General features: G+C 40.1%; 5 protein-coding genes. All 5 read right to left on the bottom strand.

The features are described from left to right. Positions 1–10: 10 nt before the first annotated feature. Entirely contained in the window at positions 11–3,169 is a 3,159-nt protein-coding gene (locus HCX49_RS12500; RefSeq protein WP_168127245.1) for a SusC/RagA family TonB-linked outer membrane protein, read from the bottom strand. Between the two features lie 474 nt (positions 3,170–3,643). After that, positions 3,644–4,558, bottom strand: a complete 915-nt coding sequence (locus HCX49_RS12495) for a hypothetical protein (protein ID WP_168127244.1) — start codon at positions 4,556–4,558, stop codon at positions 3,644–3,646. Positions 4,559–4,602: 44 nt separating this feature from the next. Then, a complete protein-coding gene (locus HCX49_RS12490) occupies positions 4,603–6,231 on the bottom strand; it encodes a RagB/SusD family nutrient uptake outer membrane protein (protein WP_168127243.1) in 1,629 nt (542 codons plus the stop codon). Positions 6,232–6,243: 12 nt separating this feature from the next. Continuing rightward, entirely contained in the window at positions 6,244–9,381 is a 3,138-nt protein-coding gene (locus HCX49_RS12485; protein ID WP_168127242.1) for a SusC/RagA family TonB-linked outer membrane protein, read from the bottom strand. Between the two features lie 28 nt (positions 9,382–9,409). Further along, positions 9,410–12,274, bottom strand: a complete 2,865-nt coding sequence (locus HCX49_RS12480) for a TIM-barrel domain-containing protein (RefSeq protein WP_237682790.1) — start codon at positions 12,272–12,274, stop codon at positions 9,410–9,412. Between the last annotated feature and the right edge of the window lie 51 nt (positions 12,275–12,325).

The following is a 12,325-nucleotide window of genomic DNA, read 5'->3' as shown; positions in this document are numbered from 1 at the left end:
AATCATTCTTTTAGAATTTTAGATTAAGGTTAAAACCAACATTTCGTGTCATTGGATAACCATTCAATTCAAGCCCTTGAGCATTGCTAGTATTATAAGCTGATTCGGGATCTATATTAGGTGTGTTTTTATGAATTGTCCATAAATTGCGCCCTACTAAAGATAACGAAGCACTTCTGAAAGGTGTTTTTGACAAGATTGAACTCGGCAACTTATAACCAAAAGAGATCTCTCTTAACTTAACAAAGCCTGCATCATACACAAACTCTTCGGTAAAAGACTGATCTACAACATATTTCCAATAAGTTTCCGCATCGACGGCAGTGGTATTCGCCGCACCAGAAAGATTAACTCCTTTACCTACAATATTACCATCTCTACCTTCTAAGGTTGCTTTGTGTAAACCGGAGCCATAAAGGTTTAGGTTTGTACCCGAAAAGATCTTCCCTCCTAACTTAACATCCAACAACATGCCTAGGCTAAAATTCTTATAGGTAAAGTCATTTCTAAATCCGCCTGTAAATCTATGGACACCGGTACCAAGTACTTCTACTGCGTCAGAGCGAACAGGAAGACCTTTGTCGTCAAAAATACGATTTCCAGATGCATCTGTTTTATACTTGTAACCAACGATCTGTCCATAAGCTAGGCCAACAACATTCTGTACGGAAGCATTTCCCGATCTTGAAAGTCCACCCTCGAAAATCAAGTTATTTTGAGCACCAAGACTCATCACTTCGCTATCATTGAAAGCAAAATTTATAGAACTTTTCCATGTGAAATCAGTAGAGCGGATAATATCTCCATACAACAATACCTCAATACCTTTGTTGCGTAACTCACCTATATTTTGGATTGCTGAGGAATAACCAGAACCAGTACTTGTGGTCACTTGAACGATATCATCAGTTGTTGTTTTTTGATAAATAGCCAAATCTAGCCCCATTCTATTACCCCAAAATTCAAGGTTTGCTCCAGCTTCCCATTCACTTATTCGCACAGGTTTTAAATTGGCATTTGGAACAGTAGAATTTTTAATCGTTCCGATTGGCTGACCCTGAATTTCAAACGACTGCATTTGATATGCCAATGCCGTTTGATAAGCGCTAGTTCCATTAGAGGATGCTGCTCGAGACAATCTCAATTTACCCATATTGATCCACTCAGGTAAATCAAGATGGTCCGTAAATACATAACTTAAACTGGCTGATGGATATAGATACCCATTATTTTCAGGATCAAGTGTTGAAAACCAATCGTTACGTGCGGACAAGTTTAAAAACAGAAAATCTTTAAAGCTAAAATCCGCGGTACCATACAAAGATTTTACTTGATATTCATTATATAACTTTTTGAAAGTACGTGTACCAGCCGCGACATTTCCTGTCGAATAAAAACCATCTAAAATAAAAGGGCGGATACCGCCGTCAGTTCCCCAAGTTTCACTGCGGGTTTTCTGATGGTTACCACCAACTGTTGCCGAGATCGAAAAATCACCAAGTTTTTTCTTCGCACCGATGAGGTAATTAAAATTTGTTTCTTCAAATTCGGTATTATATTCGTTGATATATCCATTTGGATCAGCGGATGCACCTTTAGGTTGAACCTGTTTGAAAGCTAGGTTGTAGCCATCACGTGTGGCAGCTCCTTGTGCATACAACCAATCGGTTATATCATAACGCAAGTTGAATCCACCTGTGAGTCTTTTTTTAGTAGACTTATTTGACTTACGGTTTTGTAAAAAATAAGGGTTATTAAAATAAACGTTATTTCCGGGTTGTAATTCTTTTCCAAATTCATCTACCTCAGCTTCCAACCAACGAACATCATAACCATTTGCTAAGTAAAGAAGACTTGCATTGGTATTTCCATTACCATCTGAAAGATTTGCCCGGTTATCGACAAACTCAAAAATATAATTAGCATTGATACCCAATTGTACCTTTGGCGTAATTTTATATGTAGTATTTAAATTGGCTCCACGTTGATTAGACTTGGCATTTGGCAATATTGAACCTTCGTACATATTGTTTAGACCGAGACGAAATGTTGATTTTTCGTCACTACCGCTAACTGCTACAGATGTTTGATTGCTTAGGCCTGTACGGTAGAAGTTCTTCCAATTGTCGTTCGGAGAATAGGCATAATTATTTCCAAATTTGTTGACGGCTTGACTTCCGTCCATTTTCGCTCCCCAACTTTGGTTATAGGTATCATTTGCAGCACCAATAGCAGCAGGTTTAATCCCCTGTCTTCCTTGACCATATGTGTCCTGAAAATCACGAAAATCGTATATTGTATTTACGGTCATGTTGTTATTCAAATCGACGCCTATACCTTTACTACCCTTTCCTGATTTGGTCGTGATCATAATTACACCATTTCCACCTCGATATCCATAAAGTGCAGAAGCTGCTGCTCCTTTTAGCACCTGAATATTTTCAATATCATCGGCATTGATGCTATTCAAACCATCACCCATATCCATTCCTCCATACTGTCCAGCAGAACCTTGATTACTATTAGTTAGCGGAATACCATCGACAACATATAATGGCATGTTATTGCCTGTCATTGAAGCTGCACCACGAATAACCACACGGCTACTTCCACCGAGGCCAGTTGAATTACCCGCAACACTAACCCCAGCAACTTTACCGCTCAACGCATTACCTAAATTCGGGTCACGAGCAGCTGTGAAATCATCTCCTTTGACAGAAGTGGTCGAATAACCCAAAGATTTCTTTTCGCGCATGATTCCTAGTGCTGTAACGACAACTTCCTCCATCTGAGTACTTGAAGCTGTTAACCTTAAATCAAGCAAGGTCTTATCTCCGACAATAACTTCTTGAGTTTCATAACCTATAAAACTGATAACAAGCGACTGACCTGAGGTTGCAGCGATTGTATATCGGCCAGCTGCGTCGGATTGAGTTGCGATATTAGTTCCTTTCACACTAATGGTCACTCCTGAAATTCCCTGTCCTGTACTAGCGTCCTTAATTGTACCGCTTATTGATTTCTGAACATTCAATGTACTTCTATCCTTACTTGTAAAGGATAAGGTACTTGCTGCCTGTACCTGTGAATAGCTAGTTGCGAGGGCTACAAGCGGTATAATCCACTGTTTGGTCGCGATCGCCAGTTTAATTTTGTCAGAATGCCACATAGTTTTTTAGTTAATAAATGGAATAGTTTTACAATTGTTAAAAAACAGAATATCTGCCTTTTTTAATACCTTAAGCAAACGGTTGCTTTATGGCTCGGTAAAAATAATATAATAATTGTAATTTAGACATATAAAATATAAAATAAACCTACAATTAAAACCTTTTAGCAGAATGCTAGACCTCAAATATTAAATGAATGGAATTAATAAAAAGCACGCAGTTCATATAAGAACGAGTAGGCTTCAGGGACAGAGAATAGCGGAAGTATAACTGAACGCCAAAATAAAAAGGTCTAATTTTCATTAGACCTTTTATTTTATAATAACTATTGATACTACGATCAATCTATCTCTAGATTGAAAAATTTTGCTAAACGGATGCGCAGTAGATTGTAGCATGGCAAGATCAAACAATCTTGATTTACGTTTTTCAGTATCTGTTTTTCCGGAAAGCTCAATACGTAATTCCCATTTTTAATCGCCCGACTCCAAACTTTCTCGATAAGCTTTACTAATAAAATTATACGTCAACATGGCGGCACCTTCTTGCGAAAGAACAGGATCTCGTAAAACGGCCAGTTGCATGGTATTTTCATTCAACGACATAATGCGAACATCGCCCCAATCGACCACGATACCATCTTGAGGTTTACCATGTAACGGTGTTGCATCAACCATACGGATCGTCTTCTTGTCCGTATCAATCATAAAGGATCCGTTTTGCTTTCTACCAAGCATATTGTGGTTGACGATTACATTGGCGCCTCCTTTCAAATTAAAAGTCATTTCTCCATAATCACCCGCTGGCATAAGCCAGGTATTTTCTTTCCAGGTGGGATCCCAAAGCCAAGAATCGCTATTAAGAGGCTTTCCTTGCTGGTTGACATTGCCCCACCAGTCTCCTGTTCCATAAAAATATAACGGCCCTTTGAAAACTCTAGACAGTCCATTTTGATCTAGATCCAGATACCAGGTTTTCTCTTCTCCTGCCCCACCTGCCAACAGTGTCCAAGTTTCGTCACTGATAAACTCGGCATACATATCATCTACCTTAAAAGTAGCAGGTTCTCCATATACAATACCACCTCGGGTTTCAACACCGAACTTCACTTTGTACTCTCCAGGGAATGGAATATTCAGGGTAACCTTTTTATCTTGGCTACGTCCCTGAGGATGCTCCCACAGGGGTGTATATTTTGCATCCACCAAACTGGTCAAATAAATAATATTGGGATTCGCGGCATCATGTTCAATTTTATATGATACGCCCTCTAAGATCTGGGCCGGTGCAATATCGATATCCCCTAATTCATATTTTTCAGGAGTACAGGCTCCAAACAGAACTATTCCAATGAAGAAATAGATGCTATACTTTACTATATTTTTCATCTTTGTACAATTTTTATCAAAGCAAAATTTAACGATCGGCTTTACTAAATCCATCCGTCATTTTGTTTTAGCACGCCATTCGATAAGGTGATCTGTTTATTAGGAATCTGCATAAAACCTCTTGTCTTTAAGAAGTTCTCTTTTTTAACGGTTACTTTTTCAGGAACAGAACCGCTGAGCACATCTTCGGAAGTTTCCAGTATGCCCGCAGCATTATTTAATCCCTGTCTTAAAACGTCCCAATAACGAATTCCCTCGAAGGCAAACTCAAATTCTCTTTCTCTCAAAATAGCAGCCTTGGATACAGCGGCAGCTGTGAAGTTGCTTTTGTAAGCTCTTTTTCGCACATCATCAAAGTATTTTTGAGCATTGCCCGAACCCAGCTCTGCCGCCATCAGTAATACATCGGCATAACGGATCACAAAATAATCTTGATCTTGAGAAAGCTGCATATCTTTCTCTCCCCCCGTATTGGTCGTTCCGTCCGGTAAAGCGGTTGGTGCATATTTCTTTACGGTATATCCGGTATATTCACGTTGATCTCTCAGATCAAAATCAGTAATGCCCTCGCCATCGATGTCTATGATAGAAGCTTGTTTTCGCGTATCATTATTACTAAATTTATTAAAGAAGTTTTTACTAACGGTACAGGCGCCCCATCCTTGACCATAAGGAGACCAGCTTTTACCTCTGAGCCCTAAGAAAACGACCCAGCGATTGCCATCAACATAACCATTATAGTTGGAGGTATTATTGAACTTTTGCGCAAACACCACTTCTGAATTCCCTTTTCCGACGTACTTGGATATATCTAACGAGTTGTTGGTTTTGTTAGGAATATAACTCGCTGCCGGCCATAGCGCACTGAAATTTTGTACTAACGCAAATTGCCCACTGCTTATCACCTCTTCTAATCCGGCGAGTGCTTCGGCTTTAGTGACACCTATATCTTCAGTACCATAGTATCCGGTATAAAATAAATAGACACGTGCCAGTAATGCTTTTGCCGCTAAAGGCGTTGCCCGACCATCATTGGTTCCTGCTGCCGATTTTGGATAGGCATCTGCAGGAATATGAGTTGCTGCAAACTTAAGATCTTCGACGATCAGTTTGTATACATCCTTAGGATCTGCTTGGGGTATATTTTCATTAGTAGCACTCGTTAGCAAAGGGACTTTTTCAAATAAACGCACCAGATCAAAGTACATCAAGGCGCGTAAAAATTTTGTTTCCCCTTCAATCCTTGCTCTAGCAGCGGTTTGATTAGCAAAGTCTGTCCCGTCCAATTTACCCAAAAGGGTATTCGCTCTAAAAATACCGGCATAATAATCTGACCAGGTACCATCAAAAATATTATTATCTGAAGAGGATTCTGAAATATCAAATCGATCGATCGCTTGAAATGCTCGCCCATCTGTGGTACCTGTACCACCAAAACACTGGTCTGCGGCAACCTCAGCTGTTAAATAAAAGGACTGGCTACCATTGGATACAGTACGCTGATAACCATCGTAACAACCCACTAAGGCCATATCTGCATCGGCTACTGTTTTATAGAAATTACTTTCTAAAACACTTGTCATCGGCTCGACATCGAGAAAACTGGATGAACAAGAGTTGAACAGTAAGGCCGACATTAAAAAAGAACTGTATATGAAATGAGATTTATTCATGATTTTTAGTGTTTAAAATTTAACGTTTAGACCGAACAAGACACTTTTGGGACGTGGATAATAACCTAAGTCTATACCTGAAACCCAACCATCCGTACCGTAACCGATTTCGGGATCCATCCCGTCGTATTTGGTGAACGTGAATAGATTTTGACCCTGTACGTAGAATCGGATCTGATTGGTGAATTTCCAGCGGAGAACTTTGGATAGATCATAACCCAATGTAATGTTACTGATGCGCAGAAAATCGCCATCTTGCAGGTAGAGATCAGAGAATTGCCAGTTTACATTTGTTTCAGTAACCCTCGGTATGGTATTGGAAGTGCCTTCACCAGTCCATCTGTCCAAGATCCGTGTGGTGTAGTTTCCTTGTTTGTTCGCATGGTTGCGATAGGACTGTACGATCTTGTTTCCTACCGATCCATAGGCTTGAATTGAAAAATCGATCCCTTTATAATCCAGGCCTAGATTAAATCCATAGGTAAAACTTGGCATACCTACACCTAGATTTACTTTATCGGTTGCGTTTATAACACCATCGCCATTTTGGTCTACATACTTGACATCACCAGGTCGTACGTCTGCCTGTAGAACACCCTTTCCGGTATCTCTCCATGCATCAATTTCGGCTTGATTTTGAAATAAACCATCGGTTTTATATCCCCAAAAATATCCAATCGGCTGACCATTTTCGGCACGATAAAACTCTTCGGAGTTGTCATAAAGCATAGCTGTTCGACCATGAATAATACCGTCTTCAGTCGGAATCTGACCAACTTTATTTTTGTTATAAGCACCATTGACACCAAAGTTATATTTCAGTTCATTGACGCGGTCAGACCAATTGACCGCAAGTTCAACCCCTGTATTCTTGACATCTCCACCATTGATAAAAGGTGGCCTTGTACCTGTTGTGGCCAGTACGGGCGCCGTAACCAACCAGTCTTTAGTTGTTTTTATATAGAAATCGGTAACAATGTCCAAACGGTTATTGCTAAATTTGGCGTCTATACCAATATTGGTCTGCTCGGAAGTTTCCCATGTCAGGTATGGATTAGATAACCGGCTTGGATAAGCTCCAGCGATATTGTTATTGCTTGTTCCAAATACATAATGCGCTCCGGGGTTGCCAGAAGTGATACCCGTTGAAGTACTTATCGGCGAAGCATATTGAAAATCATCAATATCTTGATTACCTACCTGACCCCATGATGCTCGAAGTTTAAAAAAGTTTATCGCACTTAAGTTGTCTTGAAAAAAATCTTCAGAAGAGATCACCCATCCGGCAGATACCGAAGGAAAATAACCCCAACGGTTGTCTTTGGAGAATTTGGATGAGGCATCGGCTCTTAGGGTTGCATTTAAAAGATACTTCTCTTTGTAATTATAACCCATACGTCCAAAATAAGATACCCTACGTGTAATATTCTCCGGTTTACCAGCAACTGTGCGGGTTTCTACGACATTACCCTTCTCATCTAAGTGTGCCTGACCTGTGGTATTATCCAAATAAGCATGCGAAAAATCATTGAACTGCGATAATAGATTCCAATTGGAAGCAGATAGATATGTTCCTTGATAACGCAATGATTCCATACCCACCATAGCTGAAAACCGGTGATCGCTATTGATACTAAAATCATAGGATGCTGTATTAGTCCAGGTCAGCGTATGACCTTTGCTCATGTTCTGAGAAGTTGTCGTATGATCTTCGTTATAGGTGTAAATTGAAAAGCGGTACATGGGCGTAAAGCTTCTGTATTCGGATGCATAATAATTGAATCCCAACAGCGACCTGACTTTTAATCCCTTGATTGGTTCAATTTCAGCAAATACATCGGCCAGCAATTTCTGACCATCATTGCTATTATTGGAATTGGTCATCATGCTACCATAGGGATTACCGTCTCCATTGTACCAAGGCGAATTGGAAGTATCGTTAAATGGACTTCCAAAAAGACCATTGTCCGAATAGACTGGAGACAATGGCGATGTGCTAAATGCACCACGTAGCGTATTGCTGTACTGATCTCCAACACTTACACCTCTATTTTTTATGTAGTTGAAATTGAGATGCTGTCCTATTTTTAGAAAGTTATTCAATAATTTATGTTCCGAATTACTGCGGAAGCCATAGCGTTCGTAGTTGGAAACATCCTTGCCCCCAACAATCCCTTCTTGAGCAACATAATTTAAGGACATTGCGTAGGTTGACTTTTCCGATCCACCGGTTAATCCAATATTATAGTTATCCATCCGGGCATTGTCTTTAAACATGTGATCCAGCCAACTGGTATTGGCTAAACCTTCCATACCATCAAAATTGATAACGGATGCCCCAGAATTAAGCGACTGTTCATTCATGATGACTTTATATTGGTCGGCATTCAATAGTTTTGCTTTGCGGGCTACATTCTGAATTCCGGTAAAGCCATCAAATGACAAGATACTTTTACCGGCAGCCCCCATTTTTGTAGTCACTAAAACAACCCCATTTGCAGCCTGAGACCCGTAAATGGCTGCAGATGCGGCATCTTTTAATACATCGATCGACTGAATATCTGCCGCATTTAACACCGAAATATCTCCTCCCGGCACACCATCTATCACATATAATGGTCCGGAGTTGCCTATTGTACCTAAACCGCGAACGACAACTTTCATGTCTGCTCCCGGTTGCCCTGAGGTCGATGTGATGGATACACCCGGTGCCTGTCCTTGAAGTGCCTGTAGCGGATTGAGCTGATTACGTTTTTGCAGATCCTCGCCTTCTACTTTAAGATTTGCTCCTGTATTTAATTTCTTTTTTTGTACGCCATAACCAATGACGACCACCTCATCCAGATCGGATACCAATGGTTGTAGACGAATAACCAGATCTGTACCTGAGGCCGCAATTTCTTCTGTTTTATAACCGACATAGGAAATGATCAAGATCGTTCCTTTTGCTGCAGGTATGGAAAATTTCCCAGATTCATTACTACTTGTTGAGGTTGCCTGATTTTTCACTTTAATACTTGCGCCCCCGATTGGCAAGTTGGAATCAGCAGAAACTACTGATCCCGAAAAGGATTGTGCACAGACAACTGAGGTCATGCCCGTCATGACGACGACGGCAATTCCCTTTTTAAACAATTGCTTACTTATCATATAATTTAAAATTTAAAATCGGTTGTATTTATTTTAGTTTAACCTGTAGTGTTTTTCCGGAATAAGAAATCATCTTTGATTTTTTGGCCTGTATATCAATACCGGCGCCGTGAGCAGGATCAACAAAAATGATATTGAATTTTCGGTCCTTTAGCATACCAGCAAACGAACCAGCACGGTCTGCTAACACGAGTGTTTTTGTGCTGTTGTCATAGGTCATGTCGATACGGCTATATTGTCCTTTCTCGTAATTATAATTGATTCCTTCATCTTCATATAGCGTAAATTCACCATCGGCACCATCGTAAACATACAGGTTGATCAGATCTTGTTTTTGCTCAGTTGTAAACTGAATGGTTCTGCCTACTGGCAATATTGATCCTGCTTTTACAAATACCGGCATACGCTCATAAGCAGCTTCTGCTGTGATATCTTGTCCTCCCTGACTCATTTTGCCCGTATAGAAATTGTACCAATCTCTGCCTTCGGGTAAATGAATGACTCTCGAGGTCGCTCCCATTTCTGTAACTGGACTGATCAATAAGGATGGTCCCCACAGGTACTGGTCATTAATATTAAACCCCTTCTGATCTTTGGGAAAGTCCATTGCCAGTCCACGAATCATCGAGTAGTCTTCAAAAAATGTCTTTGCGGCTATACTGTAATTGTAAGCCAGAAGTTTATAGCGCAGATTGATGTAATAAACCATGCTTTTATATGCTGGATGATCTTCTGGCGCTATATTAAAAGGTTCGCGAAATGGAAATTGACCATGAGCGCGGAATATAGGCAGGAAAGTTCCATACTGATACCATCTAGCATTCATTTCGCGCCATTCTTCCTGATCTGCAGGATTGGGCTTATGAAACCTATTCTCTACTAAAAAGCCACCGGCATCCATCGTCCAGTAAGGCGTACCTGACATTGAAAAATTGATTCCAGCAGCAATCTGATCCTTCATATCATGCCATCTTGAAGCTATATCGCCACTCCACGCTGCTGCCGCATAGCGTTGCTGGCCCGCAAAATAGGAACGTGTTAAAATAAATACACGTTTATTGGGATCTGTTTCGCGCTGTCCCTCATAGATTCCTTTCGCATTTTGAAGTGGAAATGCATTGTAATAGCGGACTGATGATCCGATATTTGGCTGAAAGACAGATTTGCGTTCGTTCAGATCGATATTTGAATGTATATCAGGTTCACTGGCATCCATCCACCAGGCATCGACGCCAATTTGAAAAAGATTTTTATCTAATAATTGCCAAAATCCATCGCGTGCTCCTTTATTGAAGGGATCATAAAAAGTCGATGTATATCCTTTTCCAATCCAGTCTTTCCGTCCATCATAAATATTTCTGGTGTAAATCCATTTATTGTCGCTGAACTGTTTGTAGACGGTAGATTGTTCATTGATCTTGGGCCATGCCGAAATCATCAACTTATAATTTTGATCATGTAATCTTTTGATCATCCCTGCTGGATCAGGGAATCGCGTCTTATCAAACTGCTGGCTTCCCCAGTCGTGCTCTGACCAGTATGACCAATCTTGTACGATATTGTCAATGGGAATTTTTCGGTTTCGAAATTCTGTTGCGACACTTTCAATCTCCGCTTGCGTTTTATACCGTTCGCGACTTTGCCAATAACCAAAACTCCATAGTGGCATAATGGGTGCTTTTCCTGACACGTGGCGATATCCAGAAACGACTTCATCCATCGATTGACCATGTACAAAGTAATAATCAATCGCATCACCGGCTTCAGAGTTAAAAGAAAACATATTTTTACGCTGCTCTGGAATAGGGCTTTGCCAATTAAAAGTAAAGTAAGATTCTCCACCATCTGGCAACCATTCTATACGAATATCATGATCCTCTTCTCGTTTAAATTGCTGTTCAATTTCAAAGGTTCCTGCATTCCAGGATTGTCTCCACCGATCAGCGACCAATTGTCCATCAATCCACACTTTCATGTAACCCGAGTATTTAAAATGGAGCACATGTTTTCCTGAATAGGGAGAAGATATACGGCCTTCGTAGATAACTTTACTGTCTACGAGTTTGACATCTTTGGGAAACTTATGCTGATCAGTTAGGTAACTATATTCGATAATTGATTCGGGACGTGACAGGAAAACTTCGTCATCTTTATGCTTATTCACATAGGTTGCTGTCAACCAACCTTGCTCGCCCTCTTTAGAAGTTAATTTAAACGCATTTAGGGGCAGAAAAGCACGTGTATCTCCAGCTTTGGTGATGGAATAGTTGTGCCATAAAAGCCCATAATTGTTTGTCGAAACTAAAAAAGGAATTCCAATTTCGGTATTATATTGCAACAGAGTCACCTGTTTACCGCGATTGTAGTTCATAATCGCATTTTGATGCTGACCTAGTCCAAATATACCCTCAGCGGTGTCTACAATAAAATCTTGATTTAATCGATAAAAAGGATCTCCATTATAGCTGTCGGGAATGAATGCATCGGCATTTCTTTTTGATTCACTAAAAATTCTCTTACCTGATGAATCAAAAAATTCGACTTTCCCGCTCACCAAAGAAACTTTAGCGATAAGATCCGATGTTGTTAAGTTGATCGTCGAATCTGTTGGTTGTACATGAAAGGATTTGAGCTGACGTTGCAAAGAGTCTACAACCACCAAACTTGCTTGTGATGGAAATGGATCTCCATAAGGAAGTGCAGTGACGCGGATGATTTTATCCGTGATCACATCCAGATAAACATCTTGATCAATTGCACTTTCAGATCCCTTGAAACTGACCTTTACACCTGATTGGGTTTTTATAAAATTGGATTTATTCACTTGCGCATTTCCACTATGGACAAGTGCAAAAAGCATAATACCGCTCAGAGCAAACTTTAGGTTTTGCATATATAAATAATTACTGGTTTAATTTTGGTTATTTCCCTTTTACCGTTTGAA

The sequence above is a fragment of the Sphingobacterium sp. B16(2022) genome (assembly GCF_012030425.1).
GTDB lineage: Bacteria > Bacteroidota > Bacteroidia > Sphingobacteriales > Sphingobacteriaceae > Sphingobacterium > Sphingobacterium anhuiense.
The sequence above is the reverse complement of the archived record's forward strand: the minus strand, read 5'-3'. Positions and strand labels throughout refer to the sequence as shown.